Origin of the sequence: Ligilactobacillus ruminis DSM 20403 = NBRC 102161 (genome assembly GCF_900113455.1) — a bacterium.
Taxonomy (GTDB): Bacteria; Bacillota; Bacilli; order Lactobacillales; family Lactobacillaceae; genus Ligilactobacillus; species Ligilactobacillus ruminis.
On sequence record NZ_FOPI01000003.1, the window covers coordinates 111,642 to 135,217 of the forward strand.

The 23,576-nt window shown below is 43.1% G+C and carries 19 protein-coding genes, 1 pseudogene and 1 CRISPR repeat array; of the genes and pseudogenes, 17 read left to right on the forward strand and 3 right to left on the reverse strand.

The window, feature by feature from the left end; translation table 11 throughout:
- The first annotated feature begins 4 nt into the window (after positions 1 to 4).
- The 6 genes and pseudogenes from cas5c to cas2 all read left to right on the forward strand — a co-directional run bounded on the left by cas5c (position 5) and on the right by cas2 (position 5,534).
- Positions 5 to 742: a type I-C CRISPR-associated protein Cas5c gene (gene cas5c, locus BMZ95_RS00550; RefSeq protein WP_046922792.1), complete on the forward strand. Its 738-nt coding sequence runs from the start codon at positions 5 to 7 to the stop codon at positions 740 to 742.
- Positions 743 to 2,620: a type I-C CRISPR-associated protein Cas8c/Csd1 gene (gene cas8c, locus BMZ95_RS00555; protein ID WP_046922791.1), complete on the forward strand. Its 1,878-nt coding sequence runs from the start codon at positions 743 to 745 to the stop codon at positions 2,618 to 2,620. It abuts the gene before it with no gap.
- Positions 2,621 to 2,635: 15 nt separating this feature from the next.
- Positions 2,636 to 3,511 (forward strand): type I-C CRISPR-associated protein Cas7/Csd2, encoded by an 876-nt coding sequence (cas7c, locus tag BMZ95_RS00560; RefSeq protein ID WP_046922790.1) that lies wholly within the window; start codon positions 2,636 to 2,638, stop codon positions 3,509 to 3,511.
- A gap of 20 nt (positions 3,512 to 3,531) precedes the next feature.
- Positions 3,532 to 4,203, forward strand: coding sequence for a CRISPR-associated protein Cas4 (cas4, locus tag BMZ95_RS00565; RefSeq protein WP_046922789.1), 672 nt, complete (start codon positions 3,532 to 3,534; stop codon positions 4,201 to 4,203).
- Positions 4,200 to 5,231, forward strand: a pseudogene (cas1c, locus tag BMZ95_RS00570) (type I-C CRISPR-associated endonuclease Cas1c). Before cas4 ends, cas1c begins: the two are co-directional and overlap by 4 nt.
- Positions 5,232 to 5,243: 12 nt before the next feature.
- A complete protein-coding gene (cas2, locus tag BMZ95_RS00575) occupies positions 5,244 to 5,534 on the forward strand; it encodes a CRISPR-associated endonuclease Cas2 (RefSeq protein WP_046922788.1) in 291 nt (96 codons plus the stop codon).
- Positions 5,535 to 5,700: 166 nt separating this feature from the next.
- A CRISPR array of direct repeats spans positions 5,701 to 7,473; the repeat unit is 33 nt; unit sequence GTCGCCCTCTGTATAGGGGGCGTGAGTTGAAAT.
- Positions 7,474 to 7,893: 420 nt separating this feature from the next.
- Here the strand turns inward: cas2 and BMZ95_RS00580 are convergent.
- Both BMZ95_RS00580 and BMZ95_RS11560 read right to left on the reverse strand, forming a co-directional pair.
- Complete coding sequence (locus BMZ95_RS00580) at positions 7,894 to 8,490, reverse strand: Abi family protein (RefSeq protein WP_243469544.1); 597 nt, start codon at positions 8,488 to 8,490, stop codon at positions 7,894 to 7,896.
- A complete protein-coding gene (locus tag BMZ95_RS11560; RefSeq protein WP_014073495.1) occupies positions 8,436 to 8,756 on the reverse strand; it encodes an Abi family protein in 321 nt (106 codons plus the stop codon). The genes BMZ95_RS00580 and BMZ95_RS11560 overlap by 55 nt, the downstream gene beginning before the upstream one ends.
- Positions 8,757 to 9,269: 513 nt before the next feature.
- On the opposite strand from BMZ95_RS11560, the gene BMZ95_RS00585 reads away from it, so the two are divergent.
- Complete coding sequence (locus tag BMZ95_RS00585) at positions 9,270 to 9,548, forward strand: serine/threonine protein kinase (RefSeq protein ID WP_003698186.1); 279 nt, start codon at positions 9,270 to 9,272, stop codon at positions 9,546 to 9,548.
- A gap of 72 nt (positions 9,549 to 9,620) precedes the next feature.
- Here BMZ95_RS00585 and BMZ95_RS00590 read toward each other — a convergent pair whose 3' ends face one another.
- Positions 9,621 to 10,499 (reverse strand): patatin-like phospholipase family protein, encoded by an 879-nt coding sequence (locus BMZ95_RS00590; protein ID WP_046922787.1) that lies wholly within the window; start codon positions 10,497 to 10,499, stop codon positions 9,621 to 9,623.
- Positions 10,500 to 10,667: 168 nt separating this feature from the next.
- Here BMZ95_RS00590 and BMZ95_RS00595 point away from each other — a divergent pair, with 168 nt between their 5' ends.
- The 10 genes from BMZ95_RS00595 to BMZ95_RS00645 all read left to right on the forward strand — a co-directional run bounded on the left by BMZ95_RS00595 (position 10,668) and on the right by BMZ95_RS00645 (position 22,963).
- Complete coding sequence (locus BMZ95_RS00595) at positions 10,668 to 15,017, forward strand: PolC-type DNA polymerase III (protein WP_046922786.1); 4,350 nt, start codon at positions 10,668 to 10,670, stop codon at positions 15,015 to 15,017.
- A gap of 160 nt (positions 15,018 to 15,177) precedes the next feature.
- Positions 15,178 to 15,651 carry a ribosome maturation factor RimP gene (gene rimP, locus BMZ95_RS00605; protein ID WP_022280985.1) on the forward strand — a complete coding sequence of 158 codons (474 nt, stop codon included), beginning with the start codon at positions 15,178 to 15,180 and terminating at the stop codon, positions 15,649 to 15,651.
- Between the two features lie 20 nt (positions 15,652 to 15,671).
- Positions 15,672 to 16,877, forward strand: coding sequence for a transcription termination factor NusA (gene nusA, locus BMZ95_RS00610; protein ID WP_014073487.1), 1,206 nt, complete (start codon positions 15,672 to 15,674; stop codon positions 16,875 to 16,877).
- 14 nt (positions 16,878 to 16,891) lie between these two features.
- Positions 16,892 to 17,191, forward strand: a complete 300-nt coding sequence (rnpM, locus tag BMZ95_RS00615; RefSeq protein ID WP_003698237.1) for an RNase P modulator RnpM — start codon at positions 16,892 to 16,894, stop codon at positions 17,189 to 17,191.
- Positions 17,181 to 17,486, forward strand: coding sequence for a L7Ae/L30e/S12e/Gadd45 family ribosomal protein (locus tag BMZ95_RS00620; RefSeq protein WP_003693871.1), 306 nt, complete (start codon positions 17,181 to 17,183; stop codon positions 17,484 to 17,486). The genes rnpM and BMZ95_RS00620 overlap by 11 nt, the downstream gene beginning before the upstream one ends.
- Positions 17,487 to 17,549: 63 nt before the next feature.
- Entirely contained in the window at positions 17,550 to 19,871 is a 2,322-nt protein-coding gene (gene infB, locus BMZ95_RS00625; RefSeq protein ID WP_046922838.1) for a translation initiation factor IF-2, read from the forward strand.
- Between the two features lie 18 nt (positions 19,872 to 19,889).
- Positions 19,890 to 20,246, forward strand: coding sequence for a 30S ribosome-binding factor RbfA (gene rbfA / locus BMZ95_RS00630; protein WP_003698239.1), 357 nt, complete (start codon positions 19,890 to 19,892; stop codon positions 20,244 to 20,246).
- A 58-nt stretch (positions 20,247 to 20,304) separates the two neighbouring features.
- On the forward strand, positions 20,305 to 21,222 hold the full coding sequence (gene truB / locus BMZ95_RS00635) for a tRNA pseudouridine(55) synthase TruB (protein ID WP_046922785.1): 918 nt from the start codon (positions 20,305 to 20,307) through the stop codon (positions 21,220 to 21,222).
- A gap of 12 nt (positions 21,223 to 21,234) precedes the next feature.
- A complete protein-coding gene (gene ribF, locus BMZ95_RS00640; protein WP_046922784.1) occupies positions 21,235 to 22,194 on the forward strand; it encodes a riboflavin biosynthesis protein RibF in 960 nt (319 codons plus the stop codon).
- A gap of 1 nt (position 22,195) precedes the next feature.
- A complete protein-coding gene (locus BMZ95_RS00645) occupies positions 22,196 to 22,963 on the forward strand; it encodes a TrmH family RNA methyltransferase (RefSeq protein ID WP_046922783.1) in 768 nt (255 codons plus the stop codon).
- The last annotated feature ends 613 nt before the right edge of the window (positions 22,964 to 23,576 follow it).

Genomic DNA, 23,576 nt, shown 5'->3' on the forward strand with positions numbered 1-23,576 from the left:
AATGATGAAAAAACATAGAAATACTATCGAATATACGGTTGCTGGATATTATGCGTTATTTTCAGATCCTGTAACAAGAGTTGGCGGGGAAAAATCAAGTTATCACATACCAACATATGAGGCTTTGAAGGGAATTACCGAGAGCATATATTGGAAGCCTACGATAATGTGGATAATTGATGCGGTAAGAATAATGAACCCTATAATAACCGAAACTAAAGGGATACGTCCTATTAAGTATAATAATGGCGGTAACGATTTATCTTATTACACCTACCTTAAAGATGTTAAATATCAAGTAAGAGCACATTTTGAACAAAATAAAAATCATCCTGAATTAGCTAAAGATTGGAATGAAAATAAGCATCATAATATCGCCAAAAGAATGTTGGAACGCGGAGGCCGCAGAGATATCTTTTTAGGAACCAGAGAATGTCAAGCATACGTAGAACCATGTGTTTTTGGTGAAGGAGATAGTTATTATGATGATATGGATGAAGATGTTTCGTATGGGTTTATGTACCATGGGATAACGTATGCTGATGAAGCGATTCTTCAAGATGAAAAAAACAAGATGACGGTAAATTTCTGGTATCCTGTAATGAAAAAAGGTGGAATTGTCGAATTTAAACGTCCAGAAGAGTGTGATAAAAAAAGGACCATACGCGAAATGTCGGTTCATAAGTTTGGAGACGGTAAGTTCAGCGGTTTGAAAGAGTTTGGTGATGAGGAGATGGTATAAGTGAACTGGGAAAAAGAGTTGCTTGATTTGTATGATGCAAATCAGGATATCGTCGGTAAAGTTGATGCTGAAGGAACGGTATTGCTCCCTTTGTTTCATACGACTGTAAAGGCTCAAGTTGAAGTAAAAATCGACAAGGATGGCAATTTTATCGAGGCAAATAAGGTTTTAAAAGGTGATGATGTAACTATTATACCAATAACATTTGAATCGGGAAGTCGTACTACGAATAATATGCCTCATCCGTTATGCGATTCATTGCAGTACGTTTCAGGTGATTATTCAAAGTATTGCGTTGATGAGGAGAGTGATAAGTTTGAACCTTATTTTAAAGCGTATATTGAAAAATTAGAGAAATGGGCAACGTCCGAATATACTAATGAAATGGTAAATTCCATTTACAAGTACCTAAAAAAAGGGATGTTAATTCATGATTTAATCAATAATAATGTTATTGATACTACAAAGGAAGGTAAAATAGACTACGATAAAAAGATTAATGGAATAAAGCAAAATAAACTATTTGTGAGGTTCATTGTTGAAGATGACGGTATTTTATATAGATGTTGGCTTGATAATGATACTCATAAAAGTTTCATAAGATATTATCGTAGTACGTTGACTGAACAAAAATTGGATTATTTGACTGGTAGTATGGAAAGGATAACGTATTCTCATCCGAAGAAACTACGTAATGAAGGGGATAAAGCAAAACTTATATCATCTAATGATGATACAAATTATACTTATTTAGGAAGGTTTAATAACAAAGAAGAGGCTTTTTCTATTGGAGGTGAGACATCATATAAAATTCATAATGCTCTTAATTGGATTATCAGAAAACAAGGAAAAAATTTTGATAGTTTTACAATCGTTACTTGGGAAAGCAGTCAGCAGAAAATGCCTAACTGGGATGATGATGCTGAAGATATAGTTTCAACGTGTGATGAATTTTATATTGATTGTTCAGATGACGAGACGGAAAAAGAGTACGATAGCAACTATATGACAGCCAAACGGTTTAATGATGCGTTAAATGGATATGGAAAGAGCATCAGCAATACATCCAAAATGATATTAATAAGTTTGGATGCAGCTACACAAGGTCGTGTAGCCTTAACCGAGTATAAATCATTAGAATCGAGTAAATATCTTGAAAATATCTATAAGTGGCATATGGAAGGAGGTTGGAGACATAAGAAATATAAAAATAGAAAAATAATAGAATATGTTGGTATGCCTAGCGTTAATGATATCGCAAAGATACTTTATGGAACGGAAGAAAATGGAAAAATGATTATTCGTAAAAATAGCGAGAAGTTGTATGCTAATGTGATTAAAAGATTGATTCCATGTATATGGGATGGAAGAAGAGTCCCATATGATATGGTTCAAAAAAGCATAATCAAAGCTTCGATGCCGTTATCATACGATAGTCATTTTAACTGGGAAGAGACAGTGTCATTAGCATGTTCATTTGTTAAAAAATACAGATTAGAAAGATGCAAGGAGGAATGGAATATGAGTTTAGATAAAGAGTGCAAGGATAGAAGTTATCTATACGGAAGACTTCTGGCAATCGCAGATAGAATAGAATATTCAACATACGACAAAGAAAGAGTAACAAATGCCAAGCGATATATGAATGCTTTTTCACAACGTCCATATACTACATGGAGAGTTATTGAGGAAAGCATCCAACCGTATCTTGCAAAGTTGAACCCAGGTATCAGAATTTACTATTCTAAGCTTTTGGATGAAGTACAAAACTTATTTACATTGGATACTTTCAAAGATAACAAAAAGCTTGATGGATTGTATTTGCTTGGATATCATAGTCAAGCTTTTGAAATGAATAATAAAAAATCAGAAAAATAACGGAGGGTGATTGTTATGACAGAATTGAAAGGTAAAATTGATTTTACGGCATTTATTGCTGCAACTAATGCTAATCCAAATGGAGATCCATTGAACGGCAATCGACCAAGAACTGATTTAGACGGATATGGTGAAATGTCTGATGTTTGCATTAAAAGAAAAATTCGTAATAGATTACAAGACATGGGTCAAAAAGTATTCGTTCAATCAGATGACAGATCTGATGATGGTTGCAAAAGTTTGAAAGACCGTGCAAAGAAATGTGAAAAACTTGATAATGAGCTAAAAAAAAGCAAGCCTGATAAAGATACATTTACAAAAATTGCATGTGGCGAGTGGATAGATGTAAGAAGCTTTGGACAGGTATTTGCATTTAAGGGCGGTAAGAAGAATGCTAATAACGAAAAGAGTAACGGGATAAGCGTTGGTATAAGAGGTCCTGTATCTATTTGGCAAGCCAAGAGTCTGTCACCTGTTGAAATTAGCAGTATGCAAATTACTAAAAGCGTTAATGGAGATGAAACCGACGGAAAAGGATCGGATACGATGGGGATTAAGCATATGGTTGATTTTGCCGTATACAAAATAGTTGGCAGCGTTAATGTTCAATTGGCAGAGAAAACTGGTTTCTCACAAGAAGATGCAGATTTGCTTAAAAAAGCTTTGGAAACGTTATTTGAAAATGATGCTTCATCTTCACGTCCTGAAGGCAGCATGGAGGTGCGCAAATTGTATTGGTGGCAGCATGAAGAAAAAACTCCTGCAGTTTCTAGCGCCAAAATTCAACGCGGCTTTAAAATCAATACTGTTGATAATCCTAAATCGTTTGAAGAATACGATATCGATTGGTATGTTGACGGTTGTGTTGAGCCGGAAATTGAAGAATTTTAAAATTAATCGGTGGCTAGTTAATGATGTATAGCGAGGAGAATTTTTTGCAACTCTCTGGGATACAACATTTTGAGTTTTGCAGACGGCAGTGGGCTTTAACGCATATTGAACAACAGTGGCAAGAAAATGTTAGAACATTTGAAGGAAAATTGTTGCATGATAAAGCACATGATTCTTTTTTACGAGAGACGAGAGGGGATGAATTTATATCCAGAGGAATGCCGATACACTCCAATGCCCTTGGCATAAGCGGAGAATGCGATATAGTGGAGTTTCACAAAGAAGATGAAGGAATAAATATTGTTGGCAGGGATGGATATTATAGGGTCATTCCTATTGAATACAAACGCGGTAAGCCTAAAGAAGGTATTGAAGACAGCGTTCAATTGGCTGCTGAAGCAATTTGTTTGGAAGAAATGCTTTGTTGCGAGATAAAGTATGGATATATATATTATGGTGAGATACGGAGACGGCAAAAGATTCATATAGATAATGTGCTTAGAAATAAAGTACGGGACATAGTAAGCGAAATGCATCAATATTACGATAGAAGATACACGCCCAAAGTTAAAGTAGGCAAAAAATGCAATGCTTGCTCTTTAAAGGACATATGTGTCCCAGAATTAAATAAAAACAGGTCAGTTTCTAGTTATATAGATAACGTTGTTAATGATGGCGGTGATGATTTATAAAAAGATTGTTGAATACAGTATATATAACCAGTGGAAATAAGTATTTATCATTAGATGGAGAAAACGTTGTCGTTAGTGAAAATCATGACGAAATTGGCAGATTTCCATTGCATAATATACAAGGTATAGTAACATTTGGATATTCTGGCGCCAGTCCTGCTTTGATGGGTGCTTGTGCGAAGAGAAACATAGATCTTGCATTTATGACCATGAATGGAAAATTTTTAGCAAGGGTCACAGGCGAAACTAAAGGAAATGTAACTTTAAGGAAAACGCAATATAGAATAAGCGATAATGAGGAACAGAGCATCAAAATATCGCGAAATTTTATTTTGGGAAAAGTTTACAATTCACGTTGGGTTTTGGAACGAGCCATCAGAGATTATCCGATGCGGGTTGATGTTGAAAAATTGAAAACTAGTTCTAAGTATCTTCAAAAGAGACTGAACGATATCCGTAAATGTGAAAGCAGTGCCAGTTTATTAGGAATTGAAGGTGAAGCGGCTTCAACTTATTTTTCGGTTATCAATGAGCTGATTTTACAATAGCAAAATGATTTCATATTTAACGGAAGAAGTAGAAGACCGCCATTAGATGCTGTCAATGCTTTATTATCTTTCTCATATAGTATGTTGGCAGGAATGTGCGCATCTGCATTGGAGGCTGTTGGTTTGGATTCATACGTTGGTTTTTATCATAAAGATAGACCAGGAAGAGCATCTTTGGCGTTGGATTTAATGGAAGAATTCAGAAGCGTTATGTCAGACAGATTTGTTCTAACATTAATAAATAAGAGAATTATTAATAAGTCACATTTTCTTATGAAAGAAGATGGTGCGGTGCTATTAAACGATATTGGGAGAAAAGTGTTTCTAAAATCTTGGCAGGAAAAGAAACAAACTATGATTAAACATCCGTTTTTAGGTGAAAAAATAGAATGGGGAATGGCACCATATGTTCAGGCTCTTTTATTAGCTCGGTATCTTAGGGGAGATTTGGATGAGTATCCACCTTTTTTCTGGAAGTAGGTGAAGTTAGTTATGCTTATTTTAATAGCATATGATGTTAGTACTGAAACATCGGCTGGTAGAAAACGACTAAGAAAGGTAGCAAAAGAGTGCGTTAATTACGGTCAAAGGGTTCAAAATTCTGTTTTTGAATGTCAATTAAATTCTACAGAATATCGACAAGTTAAGGCTACTTTAGAAGGTATTATAAATAAAGATGAAGATAGTTTGCGTTTCTATAATTTGGGTGATAAGTACAAAAACAAGATAGAACACATTGGAATTAAAGAAAGTTTTGATATCAAAGGTACGCTTATTTTATAACAAAATATTTGCGAATCAAAAGTGAACATATTTTTTCGAAGTATTCGCACCTTGTTTTTAATGATTGCCGAATAATATTCATAATATATTTCTTAATCTTCGGTTGTAAGGATTATAGTTATTTATTATGATGCGAAAAATTGGGCTATATTGCCTGTTTTTTGCTGTCGCCCTCTGTATAGGGGGCGTGAGTTGAAATATTCTAATCCTTGTCCTCATTGTCAACCGTGAGAGTCGCCCTCTGTATAGGGGGCGTGAGTTGAAATAAGCAACAATAAAGCTCATGCAACAAGCAATGCGTCGCCCTCTGTATAGGGGGCGTGAGTTGAAATAGACAGATTGCGAGTTTTTCTGCGTTAGGCACACGTCGCCCTCTGTATAGGGGGCGTGAGTTGAAATAGCATTGGGAACACGTGGTGCAATTGCAATTCCGTCGCCCTCTGTATAGGGGGCGTGAGTTGAAATGTAGATGTTGCAAGTTATCAGAATGATGCGCTTGTCGCCCTCTGTATAGGGGGCGTGAGTTGAAATGCAACTTGCATGACATCATTAATTGACGTCATAGTCGCCCTCTGTATAGGGGGCGTGAGTTGAAATACTAAAGTGAGTGCTGTCGGTTACATATTGTAATTGTCGCCCTCTGTATAGGGGGCGTGAGTTGAAATTTTACTACTCTTTTATTATATAACGTCACAAGCGTCGCCCTCTGTATAGGGGGCGTGAGTTGAAATAATATGGTACAAATCGTTCTGACTTCGCCAGTGTCGCCCTCTGTATAGGGGGCGTGAGTTGAAATAATCCTAACCGCAACTTTTTCTATTTTAATGGTTAGTCGCCCTCTGTATAGGGGGCGTGAGTTGAAATAATTTCCAAGCCGACAATTGATGAACTTAATCAGTCGCCCTCTGTATAGGGGGCGTGAGTTGAAATCCCTTTTTCACCAGCTGGACCAACGTCACCTTGAGGGTCGCCCTCTGTATAGGGGGCGTGAGTTGAAATGGCATTGTTTCTAACTTTAGTAAGTGTTGTTTGTGTCGCCCTCTGTATAGGGGGCGTGAGTTGAAATTTAAAACAAGTTATGAAAATGAGTTGACATCACGTCGCCCTCTGTATAGGGGGCGTGAGTTGAAATAACGGTCAGACTGTTGCAAGTCATTCAGGTAACGTCGCCCTCTGTATAGGGGGCGTGAGTTGAAATGTTTAGAAAATACTTACACTCGCACTCACTATCTGTCGCCCTCTGTATAGGGGGCGTGAGTTGAAATATCAACTCCAAGTGTTGTCAGATCAACATTAAGTGTCGCCCTCTGTATAGGGGGCGTGAGTTGAAATATTACTGTATACACTTTGAACTTTTGACCTGCCAATGTCGCCCTCTGTATAGGGGGCGTGAGTTGAAATAGCCCTTGGAAAACGTGGGCATCAAGGAAGTGCAGGGTCGCCCTCTGTATAGGGGGCGTGAGTTGAAATGTTGATCATTGACGACACTCAAAAGGATATTCCGGGTCGCCCTCTGTATAGGGGGCGTGAGTTGAAATGTTTTAATAAGCTCCTCTAATTACAGTCGGACAGTCGCCCTCTGTATAGGGGGCGTGAGTTGAAATATATTCTTTGTTACCCATAACACCATTAATGACGTCGCCCTCTGTATAGGGGGCGTGAGTTGAAATTCGCTTGTCAACATAGCCACGGTCAATATCTTCTTGTCGCCCTCTGTATAGGGGGCGTGAGTTGAAATATATGATGAGAGCAAGAGATTGCTCAACAATATTGGTCGCCCTCTGTATAGGGGGCGTGAGTTGAAATACGAAAAACATCTCACGTTACATGATACTCAAAGTCGCCCTCTGTATAGGGGGCGTGAGTTGAAATAGTAATAATTTTGTAAAAGAAAAAAGTTGCATGAGTCGCCCTCTGTATAGGGGGCGTGAGTTGAAATAGCTGAATGTCATATCAATGATGTTATGAATAGTAGCAAGGTTGGAAAAAAATGTATTTTCAGCAAAAAAACCGGATGATTCGAAATTAGTTTGTGAACATCATCCGGTTTTTACTTATATATGAACCAACGTAAGTGTTTTTATAAACCTCAGATATACTTGATGTTTAAATCATATCAAGATATCAGAGGCTTAAACGCTTATTTCCGCTTACGATTAAAATCAAATTGATGATACTAAATCTGTAAATGTTATCTGAATGTGTCCGTCACAGAATGTATGAAGCATAAAAATTAAGTCATATCAATAGAATACCGAACAAATCATCCGCAAGTTGACCGACTTTGTCCGGCATTAATTTAGTTTGAAAATAGAACGGAACTTTCCAGACCTCTCTTTCTTATGTTCTACCATTATCCTCATCCCCCAAACGCCCCCTCAAATCCTTCCCGACTGACGAACCCGTAGGATTCAAGCGTCGTCTTGTCGCTTGAAAGGGCTAAGATTGCCTGTTTCAACGCATCCGTTTCCTCTTTTTCAACGTTGATTGTTTTTGCCAAATGCAGTATGACAACGCAGCCCAGTGCGAACCTGTTCGTTGTCGTCTCTGTATTTTTCATGCGAAAAAGATATTTGGAATATGATTGGGGCGTTACGGGCCTTGTTTCGATTTTGATATCGATCAGGTTGCCGTTGTGACAGCAGCAGTTGCGGTAAAGCGCGATGCAGTCCATCCAACTGATGAGCTCGTTTGCGCTGCAGTCATATATGGATGCGATTTCTTTGCGGTTGCGCTTGCTCATGAGCTTGTAGATGTGGATCAGTTCTCCGAGCGAAATGTGTTGCGAAAGCTCGAGAAGAGACTGGTTTTCAGGCTTGTCGTTTTTTGAAAGGTGAGTGATGGTGTTGATGAGCTGTTTTTGTTCCTGCTCAATGATTTTTCTGTCGACGGCATCGTATTTCAGGTATTTGTTAGGACCGTCAGTCTGGCACCAGGAAAAATGTCCTGGTAGCAAAGCGGACCGTATTTTTCGACAAGATGCGACGTAATTTTTGTGTTCAAGTCGATTTCAAGTTCTTGAATGATCGAAAAAACGGCCTGACGCAATTTTTTGTCAAGCCGGATTCGATCATGGACGTCTTGAAACGTGCAGCCGAATCGGCAAAGCGGTGTGGCATAGCTGATGAAACGATATGTACCAAGATGATCGATGATTGTTTGCTGCTTTTTGGTTGGTCCAAAATCATTGATGTTGAGCTTTTTGATTAGATCTGATTGCACCACGGATGCTCGCTCCTTTGCATAAAAAAAACCTGCGCTCGGCCGCAGCCTTCGAAGCAGGGGGATTGAAACTTATTTTTTCAACTACATGATAACACTTGAAGCGTGTTTTCGCAATTACGAAACTTATTAATTGCCAAATATGTTCATTTTTGTTACGATAGTGATGAAGAAAGAGCTTATAAGAATGGAGTGGCATATATGGGAAAATTGACGAGCAGGGTAGAGAAGCTGTATCGGATTTTCAGCAAAGCTGCCGGGCTGTTTGCCGGGATGCGTGCGGTACTGTATTTTGTCGGAAGAAGAAAAAGAAAGTAGTTTTTGGAAGCGGTCAGGCAATCTGATCGCTTTTTTGGCAAGCAATAATCTGCCTTTCATCGTGCATACAGATCCTTAAAAGAAAACAAGGGTGAAAACTCCGCACTTTAAAAGTGATACCATGGAAACTATCAGAAAATGGGGATTTTGGGCTTTCATGTCAAACCCTCGTTACATAATGAGGGTGGACTTTTGATGACTGAGTTATTTTCTGAACCGGAACAACTGAAAAGAATCGCCGAACCGTTATCCAACCGTTCGGATATCTATTCTTTGGGAATGACGCTTTATGTTTTGGCAAATGATAAAAAATTTCCGGATCAGCGCGATGTGTTGCCAGAGATTGAAGAAATCAGTGTTGAACTGAATGCGATATTGAGGAAAGCGTGCAGCTATTATCCTGGCAATCGCTATCAGAGCGCAGCAGAACTCAGAAAAGAACTCTTGAAATTGATGATAACGAAATATTGTTGAAAGGTCGCAGTAGGCGGCCTTTTTTTATGACAAAAAAGCGCCGATTTTGGTCGGCGCCTGGTGCTGTATGAATTATTCTGCTGATTTTTGATCCTGTTCAAGATATTTGATCATTTCGTCAAATGATTCTTTGGCATCCGCATACCCGCTTTCGTACAAGTCCTTGAGTTTTTTGACGTTATGCTCAAGCCGACCGACCTTGACGGGTTCTTTTGGAGCAATGCAGAAGATTTGTTTTGATTCCTCCATTTTCTGCAATTCTTCTGCCTGCTTGTTGTAGGCTTCAGGCCTGCCGTTGACCTGCTTGACGAAATCGGGGTATTGATTGAAGTTCATTTCAATTGCTTTTTTCATTGCCTTGCTACCAGGCTTTTTGCGGTATTCGCGGTTGCGGGTTCTGACTACGATGATTTTATTGAAGCCCAATTCTTGTGCAAGATCGACCGGAACGGAGTCTGAGATTCCGCCGTCAAGACAAAGACCTTGAGATGTTTCATGGGGTTCCGAAATGATCGGCATTGAAGATGAGGCTTCAAGGGCATCCATCAGCTCTTTTCCGACCGGCGGCTTGTGAAATTCGACGCGCTTGCCGTCTTTTAGTCTGGTGGCTACGATTACGAAGTCCGTATCGGACAGATTATAGGCATTTTCATCGTAGTTGTGCCATGAAATTCCATGATCCGTAAACAGATAGTCAAGATTGATGATGCTTTTGCCTTTTAAAAGATGTCTGACAGAAATATAGTCGCGATCGTTGCGGTATTCGGTATTGATTTCAAATGTTCTTCCGTATTGTTTGGAAACATAGTTTGCTCCGGCAAGAGATCCCGCTGAAACGCCGATGACGCAGTTAAATTGAATGTCGCGATCCAAAAAATAGTCAAGGACGCCGGACGTATAGCACCCGCGCATGGCTCCGCCTTCTAAGACAAGTGCCGCATTATAATACATGGATTCTCATCCCTTCATAATAGTAACAAAATTAGTTTATACAAATTCAGTATAACATCATCAGGAAGATTTTTCTCGTTACAATTCAGCGATAAGCGACAAAGTGCAAAAAGTGATCTACTGTGCTAAAATCGTATAAGTGAGTTTTAAATGAAAGGAAGGGTATGAGTGGGACTCGATAAAAAAGCCATGTTTGAAAAACTGCTTGAACAAATCAAGTGGCAGGACGACAGGGAAGTTTTTTCCGATGCGCTGATCGAAAAAGTCGAAGTGCATACGAAGTCGAAGCGTTGGGACTTTTATTTGGAAACAAACGACATCTTGCCGTTTCAAACATTTGCAAAACTTAATCAGCTTGTTGAAACGTCTTTCAGGCCGATTTGCAAGACGAGACTGCATTTTACGACGAGAAATCCTGTAATGAATGACGAAAAACTGGTTTCGTATTGGGCATATGCCGTTGAAACGAGCGGAAAAGCAAACGGGTTTACCCAAAATCTCTTGCGCAATTCTCCGGAACTTGATCACGGAGAGGTTAAACTGTTGGCTGAAAATACGGTCTTGCGCGATTTTTTGAAGCGCAACGTTTTGGAAAGAATTGAAGCGTCTTATCAGGATGCCGGTTTTCCAAGATTCACGATCAACCCCTATGTTGATGAAAAAGCGATTGAAGAAAATCGGGAGGCCATGCAGCAAAAGCATGCCGAAAACGATGCGGAGCTGGCCAGAAAAGCTTATGAGCAGATCAAGATTTCGAATGAGCAAAAGGCCAAGCAGCCAAAAAACGTGAAGAAGCAAGAAGAACTTCCGCCTGTTGAAGGGCCGGTGATGGTCGGCAAGAAGATTTCGGAAGAAACAGAGATCAGACCGATGAAGACGATCGTAGAAGAAGAGCGCATTGTGGTCGTCCAAGGCTACGTCTTTGATTCCGAGGTGCGCGAACTGCGCTCCGGCAGAAAAATTCTGACGTTTAAGATTACCGATTATACTTCTTCGTTTGCCGTCAAAAAGTTTTCGAACAATGCCAAAGATGAAGCGATGTTTGATGCCGTCAAAGTCGGCCAATGGGTCAAAGTCAAAGGAAACGTCCAAGAAGACAGCTACATGAGAGATCTTGTCATCAATGCCTATGACATCAATGAAGTCAAGCATGAAGGACGAAAGGATACGGCTCCTGAAGATGAAAAGCGCGTTGAGCTTCATCTGCACTCCAACATGAGCATGATGGATGCGACGAATTCGATTTCTGACTTTGTCGCACAAGCTGCCAAGTGGGGACAAAAAGCGATTGCGATTACCGATCACAGCACGCTGCAGGCCTTTCCGGAAGCACATTCGGCAGGACAAAAAAACGGTGTCAAGATTTTGTACGGCGTTGAGGCAAACGTTGTTGAAGACAGTCAGCCGATTGCATACAACGAAGCGCATGAAGAATTGAAGCATGCGACTTACGTCGTGTTCGATACGGAAACGACGGGTCTGTCGGCTCAATACAACAAGGTCATCGAATTGGCCGCGGTCAAGATGAAAGACGGCGAAAAAATCGGAGAATTTGAAGAATTTATCGATCCGGGCCATCCGCTTTCGCAAACGACGATCAATCTGACGCACATTACGGATGCGATGGTTCGCGGTTCAAAAACGGAAGAAGAAGTTTTCAAACTCTTCCGTGAATTTTGCAAGGGATGCATCATCGTCGGACACAATGCCACGTTTGACGTCGACTTCATGAATACCGGCTATCTTCGCCATGGCATGCCTGAGATTAAGGAACCGTGGGTCGATACGCTGCCTTTGGCAAGAATTTTGTATTCGGACATGAAACGCTTTACGCTTGATACGTTGGCCAAGCGGCTCAAAGTTGATTTGGAACATCACCACCGGGCTATTTATGATGCCGAAGCGACCGGCTATATTTTTTACAAGATGCTTGCTGACGCGCGCGAACAGTTCGACATTTTGTATCATGACGATTTTAACAAGCACATGGTTCAGCCGGATACGTACAAACAGCAGCACCCGTTTCATGCGATCGTTTTGGCTAAAACGCAGGACGGGCTGAAAAATCTTTTCAAGCTGGCATCAGATTCGATGGTCAATCACTTTTACCGCGTTGCCAGGGTTCCTCGCTCAGTGCTTGAAAAATACCGTGAAGGACTTTTGGTCGGTTCCGGCTGTGCCGACGGCGAAGTTTTCACATCCATGATGCAAAAAGGCTATGAAACGGCCAAAGCCAAGGCCAAAAATTATGATTATCTGGAGATTCAGCCAAAGTCACTGTATGCACCGCTTTTGGAGCGCGAACTTGTCAAGGATGAAGAAGAGCTTGAAGACATCATCAAAAATATGGTGAAATTGGCTGAAGAACTCGACAAGCCGATCGTTGCAAGCGGAGACGTGCATTTCATGAACAAAGAAGATGCGATTTACCGCAAGATTCTGATTCATTCCCAAGGCGGCGCAAACCCGCTCAATCGCTTGAAAAATCTTCCTGATGCACACTTCAGAACGACGGATGAGATGCTTGACGAGTTTGCCTTTCTCGGACCTGAACTGGCTAAAAAGGTCGTTGTCGATGATCCGAACAAGGTCGCGGCAATGTGTGACGAAATCACGCCCGTCAAGGATAAGCTGTACACGCCGAAAATGCCAGGGGCAGAAGACGATATTCGCAATCTGACGATGAACAAGGCACATGAGCTTTATGGCGATCCGTTGCCTGAAATCGTTCAGGCCAGACTTGACAAAGAATTGAAGTCCGTTATCGGCAACGGCTTTTCTGTAATTTATCTGATTGCGCAAAAGCTCGTTTTCAAGTCCAACAAAGACGGATACTTGGTCGGTTCTCGTGGGTCCGTCGGTTCAAGCCTGGTGGCAACGATGACCGGAATCACCGAGGTCAATCCTCTTCCGCCGCATTATCGTTGTCCTGAGTGCAAATACTCGGAATTTTTCACAAAAGGCGAATACGGCAGCGGCTACGATCTTCCTGATAAAAAGTGCCCCAAGTGCCAGACGCAGCTCGTCAAGGACGGACAGGAAATCCCGTTTGAAACGTTCCTTGGATTCAAAGGCAACAAGGTTCCTGATATCGACTTAAACTTTTCCGGCGACTATCAGCCGGTTGCACACAACTACACGAAGGTTTTGTTCGGAGAAAACAACGTGTTCCGTGCCGGAACGATTGGTACCGTTGCCGACAAGACGGCGTACGGTTATGTCAAAGCGTACGAACGCGACAACGAACTGACGCTGAGGTCTGCCGAAGTCGATCGCCTGGCCAAGGGAGCAACGGGCGTCAAACGCACGACCGGACAGCACCCGGCCGGAATTCTGGTTGTTCCCGACTACATGGATATTTATGATTTCACGCCGATTCAGTATCCGGCAGACGACGTCAATGCGGCCTGGCGCACGACTCACTTTGATTTCCACTCGATTCACGACAATATTTTGAAACTCGACTGTCTTGGTCACGATGATCCGACGATGATTCGCATGCTGCAGGATCTTTCGGGAATTGAACCAAAGACGATTCCGACTGATGACCCCGGTGTGATGGCGCTGTTTTCCGGAACGGAGATTCTGGGCGTCACGGAAGAACAGATTCAATCGAAAACGGGAACGCTCGGCATTCCGGAATTCGGAACGAGGTTCGTTCGCGGAATGCTTGAAGAAACGAAGCCAAAGACGTTTGCCGAACTGCTTAAGATTTCCGGTTTGTCTCACGGGACTGACGTTTGGCTCGGAAACGCCGAAGAACTGATTCAAAACAAGACTGTGACGATGCCTGAAGTTATCGGATGTCGTGACGATATCATGATGGATCTGATTCACATGGGCGTTGAAAGCGATCTGGCCTTCAAAATCATGGAACACGTGCGTAAGGGACGCGGCATTCCGGATGAGTGGCAAGAAGAGATGCACAAGGCAAACGTTCCCGAATGGTATATCGGTGCCTGCCTGAAAATCAAGTACATGTTCCCTAAGGCACATGCTGCTGCTTACGTTTTGATGGCGCTGCGCATTGCATATTTCAAAGTCTACTACCCGCTGATCTACTATTCTGCATATTTTTCCGTGCGTGCCGATGATTTTGATCTGGTCGCAATGGCCAACGGCAAGGAATCAGTCAAGGCTCGAATGAAGGAAATCAATGAAAAAGGCAATGATGCTTCAGCTAAGGAAAAGAACCTGTTGACCGTGCTTGAGCTTGCAAACGAAATGCTCGAACGCGGCTTTGAGTTCAAGATGGTCGACATCAAGCGTTCGGATGCTTCGAACTGGCTGATTGAAGGAAATGCGCTCTTGGCACCGTTTTCGGCAATTCCGGGTCTTGGGTTGAACGTTGCCAAACAAATCGTTGCGGCAAGAGAAGAGCGCGAGTTCATTTCGAAACAGGATCTGAAAGAGCGCGGAAGGGTTTCGCAATCATTGGTTGATTTCATGACGGAAAACCATGTTTTGGACGGATTGTCGGATGAAAATCAGCTGTCGCTTTTCGACATGCTTGGCTAAATGCACTGCATTTACATTCATTTTCATACGAAACTTGAAAATGTCGTTCCAGTATGCTACAATAACATTGTTTTTGATACTCGTTAGGGAGTGAGCAGAGATGCTCGCTCTTTTTATTGGAACGGGTTCTATTGGATGAAAAGATGCGAGGAGGAAAATTTTGAGCAGCGTTGTTGAAACAGTGACGGAATTAGTCACGCCTATATTGGATGAACGTCACTTTGAATTAGTTGATGCGGAATTCGTGAAAGAAGGCAAAAGCTGGTATTTGCGAATTTATATCGATAAGCCCGGTGGAATCAATATTGAGGAGTGTGCGCTTGTCAGCGATTTGCTCGGCGAAAAGCTTGACGACTGCGACCCGGATCCGATCCCTCAGGCATACTTTTTGGAAGTTTCCTCACCTGGTGCTGAGCGTCCTTTGAAAAAAGAACGCGATTATGAGCGCGCGTTGAATTCTTATATTCATGTTTCGCTGTATCAGCCGTTGGAGGGCAATAAGGTTTATGAAGGCACAATGGTTGACTTGAAGCCGGATGAACTGACGCTGGAATACATGGACAAGACTCGTCAAAAGACGATTGTGATTCCGCGCAAGCAGATTGCACAGGCGCGTTTGGCAATCAAATTTTAATAATAAGGAGCACAGAAAAAATGAGTAAGGAATTGCTTAATGCATTGGATGCACTTGAAACTGAAAAGGGCATCAAAAAAGAAGTCATCATCGATGCTTTGGAACAGGCACTTGTTTCCGCCTACAAGAAAAACTACGGTCAGGCACAAAACGTCAAAGTGACGTTTGATGCAAAACGCGGCGACATCAAGGTTTTTGCTGTTAAGGAAGTCGTCAACGAAGTTTTGGATTCATGCCTCGAAGTCAGCCTGTCTGATGCTCTTGAAATCAACAGAGCCTATGAAATCGGCGACACGATTGATTTTGAAGTTACTCCGCGTGATTTTGGACGAATTGCGGCTCAAACTGCTAAGCAGGTCATCATGCAGCGCGTGCGTGAAGAAGAGCGTCAAATGATTTATAATCAATATAGCCGTTATGAAAATGAAATCATGACCGGTGAAGTTGAACGTCGCGACAGCCGTTACGTTTATGTCAACCTCGGCAACGTTGAAGCCGTTCTTTCGAAGCGCGATCAGGTGCCTGGTGAAGTTTACAATTCACATGATCGCATCAAAGTTTACGTGTACAAGGTTGTTGATCCAAACGAAAATCAAAATGCCGAACAAAATGAAGAAGAAGGCAAAAAGAAGCGTCGCAACCGAGGACCTCAGGTTTACGTAAGTCGTTCTCATCCTGATTTGTTGAAGCGCATGTTTGAAAATGAAGTTCCGGAAATTTTTGACGGAACCGTTGAAATCAAGTCGATTGCGCGTGAAGCAGGCGATCGTGCCAAAATTGCCGTTTACTCCGATCAAGAAGGAATCGATCCGATCGGAACTTGCGTTGGCCCACGCGGAGAACGCGTCAAGGCAATCGTTGAAGAATTAAACGGAGAGAAGATGGACATCGTCGAATGGAGCGAAGATCCGTCCGAATATATCAAAGCTGCCTTGAAACCGGCCGAAATTCTTGAAGTTCGCTTCGACAGAGAAGACGATCATGCATGCACGGTCGTCGTCCCTGACACGCAATTATCGCTTGCAATCGGCAAGCGTGGCCAAAATGCCCGCCTTGCAGCTCATTTGACGGGCTACAAGATTGACATCAAGTCCGAATCAAACATGGAAGAGCTTGATCGTCAGTCTGAAGAAGAACCTGAGGAAAATTTTGAATTGCCTGAAACAGAAGATGTTGAAACAGAAGATGTCATCAGCATTGAAGACATTGAGGCAGATAACGAATAAAGGAGGTTTTTTAAATGGCACAGCGTAAAATACCGATGCGAAAAGACATCGTTACCGGAGAAATGAAGCCAAAAAAAGAACTCGTTCGTGTTGTCAAGAATAAAGAAAATGAAGTTTCAATCGATCCGACCGGAAAGAAGGCCGGACGCGGGGCATATATTCATTTAGACGTCAAAACAGCCGAGAAAGCAAAAAAGGACCGCACCTTCGACAAGGCATTCGGGCTCAAAATTGACGATGCCTTTTACGATGAGCTGGTTGCTTACGTTGATCACCAAGCAGCCCGCGCGGAATTGTTCGGAAATGGAAAATAGACAAAAAGTTTTGCAATCATTGGGCCTTGCTCGTCGGGCAAAAAAACTGACGACGGGCATTGACCTTGTTATTGACCAAGTTCGACTTGGAAAGGCGTACCTTGTTTTTTGCGCAAATGATGCAGGACAGAGTACGAAAAAGAAAATTACTGATAAATGCAATAGTTACAACGTCACGTGCTCGCTTGAATTCACAAGGGATGAACTCAGTGCGGCAATAGGATCGAAACGCTCGATAATTGCAGTGACGGACGCAGGCTTTGCTAAGAAATTCAAGCAACTGCTGTCTCTTTGATTCGTGTATTTCTCGAATCAAGAGTCTTGACAGGCCTGATTTTACGAGAATGGAGCGATGTCGATGAGTAAAAAAAGAATTTATGAATTAGCAAAAGAACTCAATGTTTCCAGCAAGGAAGTCATTGCGGCAGCCAAAAAGAAGGGAATTGAAGTTGGCAATCACATGTCGACGATTGGAGAAAACGAAGAGCGGCAGGTAAGGGCTGCTTTTGCTCCAAAGAAAGCCCCTGTTGAGAAAAAGGCGGCTGCCTTTAAGGCTGAAAAACCGGTCAAAGAGCATAAAAGGGAAAGTGAAAAGGTCGGAAAGAAGCCTTCTGACAAGCGATCAACCGAAAAAAAGCAGGATGTTCGCTCTGATCAAGGAAAGACCAACCGTGATCAAAAGTCAGTGAATAGAATCAACGAAAGGCATTCTGGTAACCACATGGATAAAAATAAAAACAACAACAATCGCAGGAGCAACCAAAGAGAAGGACAAAGCAACGATCGTTTCGGCGGAAACGACAACAAAAAGGGCAAGTTCAACAAGAAGAACAAAAATCGCAAAAACAACAAGCGCAATAATCGCAATCAACGCGACAATAATAAGAAGAACGCCGTTCCGCAACGCAAGAACAAGCCGTTGCCGGAAACTTTGGTTTATACGGTCGGCATGAACGTTGCCGATATCGCAAAGAAGATTCACCGCGAACCGGCAGAAATCATCAAGAAGCTCTTTATGATGGGCGTTATGGTCAACCAAAACCAATCGCTTGACAAAGATACGATTGAAATTCTTGCAGCCGATTATGGCATCAAGGCTGAAGAAAAAGTTGAAGTTGACGTAGCCGACATCGACAAGTTCTTTGAAGAAGAAGCAAACAATAAGAAACACTCCGCACCGCGTCCACCGGTCGTAACGATTATGGGACACGTTGATCACGGCAAAACGACGCTTCTTGACAAATTGCGTCATACGAACGTCACTGCCGGTGAAGCAGGCGGAATTACGCAGCATATCGGTGCTTATCAGGTAAGACACAATGACAAGATCATTACGTTCCTTGATACGCCGGGACATGCCGCCTTTACGAGCATGCGTGCTCGTGGTGCCGACATCACCGACATCACTGTCTTGGTCGTTGCCGCAGACGATGGCGTCATGCCGCAAACGATTGAAGCCATCAACCACTCGAAGGCTGCCGGGGTTCCGATTATCGTGGCCGTAAACAAGATCGACAAGCCTGGTGCAAATCCTAACCACGTGATGGAGCAATTGACCGAATACGGATTGATTCCTGAAGATTGGGGCGGCGATACGATCTTTGTCGATATTTCTGCTAAATTCGGAAAGAATCTTGACGAATTGCTCGACATGATTTTACTTGAGGCAGAAATGCTTGAACTTAAGGCAAATCCTAAGCAGCATGGTGCAGGGTCCGTTATCGAAGCTCGCCTTGACAAGGGCAAGGGATCCGTTGCAACGCTTTTGGTTCAGCAAGGAACTCTTCATGTCGGTGATCCGATCGTTGTCGGAAATACTTTTGGTCGCGTTCGGACGATGACTGATGCCAGAGGTCGTGCCATCAAGAAGGCTACTCCGGCAACGCCAGTCGAAATTACCGGTTTGAACGAAGTGCCGCAGTCAGGTGATCGTTTCGTGACGTTTGATGACGAAAAGACGGCGCGTGCAGCAGGTGAAGAACGTGCCAAGCGCGCTCTGATGAAGGAACGCAGCCAAACGACGCACGTTACGCTCGACAACTTGTTCGATACGCTTAAAGAAGGCGATATGAAAGAAGTTGACGTGATCATCAAAGCCGACGTTCAAGGTTCCGTTGAAGCAATTGCACAAAGCTTCAAGAAGATTGACGTGGAAGGCGTTCGCGTCAACATCATCCACCAGGCCGTTGGTGCCATCAACGAATCAGACGTGACCTTGGCCGAAGCTTCCAATGCGATCATCATCGGATTCAATGTTCGTCCTACGCCTCAAGCCAAGGTGCAGGCAGATCAAGACAAGGTCGACATTCGTTTGCACAACGTCATCTACAAGGCAATCGATGAAGTTACGACTGCCATGAAAGGGATGCTTGAACCCGTCTTTGAAGAAAAAGTCACCGGCTACGTTGAAATCCGTCAGACCTACAAAGTTTCAAAACTTGGCACGATCGGCGGCGGCTATGTCACGGACGGCTACATTCAAAGAGATTCCGGCGTTCGAATTATTCGTGACGGAATCGTGATCTATGAAGGAAAGCTTGCATCTCTCAAGCGTTTCAAAGATGACGTCAAGCAGGTCAAATCCGGATTTGAATGCGGCTTGATGGTTGAAAAGTACAATGACATCAAAGAAGGCGATCAGCTCGAAGCCTTCATTATGGAAGAAGTTCCGCAAGACTAACGGGAGGAATTGCTATATATGGTACAACATTACCGTGTCGGACGTTTGTCACAAGAGATTCAGCGCGAAGTCAACGACATTTTGATGAAACGCGTCCGCGATCCGCGCGTTGAAGGCGTGACGATTACCGGCGTCGAAGTTACGGGCGATCTGCAGAATGCGACAATTTATTACAGCACGCTTTCAAACCTTGCTTCTGATGCCGAAAAGACTCAAAAAGGTCTCGATAAGGCAACAGGGTTGATCAGACGAGAACTTGGGCAGCGCTTGAGCATCTATGTCACGCCTGAACTCAAATTCGTTCGTGATGAATCCGTGCGTTACGGGGATCATATTGACGAACTTTTGAACAAGCTTCATCAGCAGGATCGTTAAGATGAAAATTGCGGGGATGGGAATTTTTCCCATCCCTGTTTTTGAGAGGTGAACACTTATGGATGGAATTTTACCCCTGAACAAAGATCGCGGCATGACCAGCAATGATGCCGTGTTTAAATGCAGACGCCTGTTTCGGACCAGAAAAGTCGGACACAGCGGGACGCTCGATCCAAACGTTGACGGCGTGCTGCCAATCTGCATCGGACATGCGACAAAAGTCGTCAGCTATCTGATGGAATCAGGCAAAGTTTATACCGGTGAGGTCACGCTTGGATTTTCAACGGAAACGGAAGATCTTGACGGGGAAATCGTTGAAGAGTATTTTTTGACGAAGCCTTTTTCAGATGAATTGATCAAAGAAAAGATGCAGCAGCTTTGCGGAGACATCATTCAGATTCCTCCGATGTATTCTGCCGTCAAGGTCAACGGCAGACGTTTGTACGATTACGCCAGAAAAGGCGAAAAAGTCGAACGTCCCAAGAGAAAGATTCACGTTGGAAGTTTTGAATTGGTCGGAAGCTCTGCATTTGACAAAGAAAACGGCGTCCAAAAATTGCGTTTCAAAGTCGCCTGCGGAAAAGGAACCTATGTCAGAACGCTTGCCACGGATCTCGGCAAAAAACTTGGCGTTCCGGCCGTCATGAGCGATCTGACGCGACTTGAAAGCGGCAGTTTCAAGCTTGACGAAGCCTATACGCTGGCACAGCTTGAAGAACTCAAGCAAAACGGCAGGCTGGAAGAGGCCTTGCGCCCGGTCGACCATGCTTTGAAAATGCCTAAAAGAGAACTGACGAGTGCGCAATGGAAAATCGTCAAGAACGGCGGCTTTTTGTTGCCTGAAAATTTCAGTGACTTAAGCGCAACGGATGGTCTTCAGGTCGCTTTGACGTATCAAAACAAGTGTCGCTGCGTGTATCGATATAATGAAGAAAAGAGACGCTATCAGGCAGAACAGATGATTGATCTGACATAGAGGTGCATCATGATGCAAGTTGTTAAATTGCAAGAACCGTATGACAATAATTTGATTCCGGACGGACCGATCGTTCTTTGCCTGGGCTTTTTTGACGGCGTTCATCGCGGACATCAGGCAGTAATCCGTGAAGGAAAGAGGCGCGCGGAAAAGCTTGGGGCAAAACTTGCGATCATGACGCTTGACCGTTATCCGGGAATCGTGTTCAATAACGAGGAAAACAAGGATTTTGCGTATCTGTCGAGCGAACGAAAAAAGCTTGAACTTTTCGAACGCTTCGGAGTCGACCTTTGTTACGTCGTTTCGTTTGATGAGAAGCTCTATACGCTCAGCCAGCAGGATTTTGTCGAAAAATACATCGTTTCGCTCCACGCAGTCTGCGCGGTTGCAGGAAGCGACTATACGTACGGAAAAATGCCGTATGAAAACGGCGGCGACATGTCGCATCTGGAAGGCTATGCCAATGGACGCTTTGAGGTGGTCAAGGTTTCGCATATGCTTGATGACGGAGAAAAAATCAGTTCGACAAGAATCAGAAAAGCGCTCCGGAAAGGAAACGTCAAAATGGCAGCAGATCTTTTGGGCTATTCGTACGAAACAAGCGGTCAGGTAGTGCACGGCTTTGAGCGCGGGCGAAAGCTGGGTTTTCCGACGCTGAATCTTGAAACAAAAGAGCCGGTCATGATACCTTCCGAAGGCGTGTATGCGGTTTTCGTCAGGTTTGAAGGCGAAGAAAAACGCTACATGGGGATGGCATCAATTGGTCGCAACGAAACTTTTGGCAGTCGCTTTGAAAAAACGATCGAAATCAACCTGCTCGATTTTTCGGACATGGTTTACGGAAAAAACGTTTTTGTCGAGTGGATTGAGCTTTTGCGCGGAATGAAGAAGTTCAGCGGCGCAAAGGAATTGATCGAACAGTTGAATCATGACAAGGAACGGACAAGAAAAATTCTGGAAAAGAGGAATTAGCATGGATATTATCACATCATCATCCAATCAGCGCGTCAAGGACTGGAAAAAACTTTCGCAAAAAAAGGCGCGAATCAAGCAGGGAAAGTATATGCTTGACGGATGGCATCTAGTCAAAGAAGCGATTCTTTTTGATCAGCCGATTTCGGAAATCCTGGTGACGCAGGACTTCAAGCACAGAAACGAGCTTGAAGTTCCAGACAACGTTGAGGTTATCGAAATTTCCGACAACGTGGCAAAGCATCTGAGCGAAACGCCGAGTCCGCAAGGTATCTTTGCCGTTGTGAATCTTCCTGAAAATGCAGATGAGAAACCTAAAAAAGCAACCGGCGCGTGGCTGTTTCTGGACGGAGTGCAAGACCCTGGAAACATCGGAACGATGGTCAGGACTGCCGATGCCTGCGGCTTTTCCGGCGTAGTCTTTGGTGAAGGGTGTGCCGACATGTTTCAGCCGAAAGTCGTTCGGGCCATGCAGGGCAGCCAGTTTCATTTGAAGCTTTGTTCCGGAAACCTGATCGAATGGGCTAAAGAATTCAAGCAGCGCAAACTGCCGGTCTTTGGCAGCGAGCTGAACGATCAGGCCCGTTCCTATGATCAAGTCGGACGTCACAGCGACTTTGCGCTTGTCATGGGAAACGAAGGCAACGGAATGAGTGAGAAACTGTTGAAAGAAACTTCCCTTAACCTTTATATCCCGATCAAAGGACATGCCGAATCGCTCAACGTTGCAGTCGCAGCCGGCATACTGATGTTCGGGCTGATGGAATAGACAATGGAATGAAAATCAGGGAGATTGGGGTAAAAAAACTGTCTCGAACAAAAATCTCGGATGATTTGCAATTAACTGCAAATTTCATCCGGGACTTTGTGTATTCGGGATAATTCTTCGTAGAAGACTGGAATTTACGATCAAATCTTAAGAAATCGGCAATTTGCCCGTAATCCCTCCTTGGAGCCCTGATTGAGAAGGAGATTCGCAGTTCTGTATTTTATAGAAAAGCGGGTTTTCATGTCTTAAAATTGAAAGAATGCCGGACAAAATCAGTCGAATTACGACGCCTTTGTTCGGCATTTCATTTAATTCAGGAGTGAAGAAGGAGTTTTTTCCAGCCTCTTTTGATTATTGTCAAGGCAACATGCAAGGGGCGAACTGACTGAAAATTCGAGACTGGGTTGCATATTCATAAAAAATAGGATAAAATATAGATGTTCGATGCATTGGTACGATGTACTGCCGTCAAATTGGGCGGTGCTGTTCCATTTAGGTACGTCTCGCCCGGGTTCCGGGCGGCTTGGACAGGATGAAAATGCCGTTGTTATGGTGTTTTTGGATGCGTCGGATAATTACCTATCTCCGAGTGAAGGAGACGAAAACTAATAAC

Excerpts from the sequence above, each read along its gene's own strand:
- cas5c (WP_046922792.1), top strand. The coding sequence starts at position 5 with ATGAAAAAACATAGAAATACTATCGAATATACGGTTGCTGGATATTAT.
- cas7c (WP_046922790.1), top strand. The coding sequence starts at position 2,636 with ATGACAGAATTGAAAGGTAAAATTGATTTTACGGCATTTATTGCTGCA.
- cas4 (WP_046922789.1), top strand. The coding sequence starts at position 3,532 with ATGATGTATAGCGAGGAGAATTTTTTGCAACTCTCTGGGATACAACAT.
- cas2 (WP_046922788.1), top strand. The coding sequence starts at position 5,244 with ATGCTTATTTTAATAGCATATGATGTTAGTACTGAAACATCGGCTGGT.
- BMZ95_RS00585 (WP_003698186.1), top strand. The coding sequence starts at position 9,270 with ATGACTGAGTTATTTTCTGAACCGGAACAACTGAAAAGAATCGCCGAA.
- BMZ95_RS00590 (WP_046922787.1), bottom strand. The coding sequence starts at position 10,499 with ATGTATTATAATGCGGCACTTGTCTTAGAAGGCGGAGCCATGCGCGGG.
- nusA (WP_014073487.1), top strand. The coding sequence starts at position 15,672 with ATGAGTAAGGAATTGCTTAATGCATTGGATGCACTTGAAACTGAAAAG.
- rnpM (WP_003698237.1), top strand. The coding sequence starts at position 16,892 with ATGGCACAGCGTAAAATACCGATGCGAAAAGACATCGTTACCGGAGAA.
- BMZ95_RS00620 (WP_003693871.1), top strand. The coding sequence starts at position 17,181 with ATGGAAAATAGACAAAAAGTTTTGCAATCATTGGGCCTTGCTCGTCGG.
- infB (WP_046922838.1), top strand. The coding sequence starts at position 17,550 with ATGAGTAAAAAAAGAATTTATGAATTAGCAAAAGAACTCAATGTTTCC.
- rbfA (WP_003698239.1), top strand. The coding sequence starts at position 19,890 with ATGGTACAACATTACCGTGTCGGACGTTTGTCACAAGAGATTCAGCGC.
- truB (WP_046922785.1), top strand. The coding sequence starts at position 20,305 with ATGGATGGAATTTTACCCCTGAACAAAGATCGCGGCATGACCAGCAAT.
- ribF (WP_046922784.1), top strand. The coding sequence starts at position 21,235 with ATGCAAGTTGTTAAATTGCAAGAACCGTATGACAATAATTTGATTCCG.
- BMZ95_RS00645 (WP_046922783.1), top strand. The coding sequence starts at position 22,196 with ATGGATATTATCACATCATCATCCAATCAGCGCGTCAAGGACTGGAAA.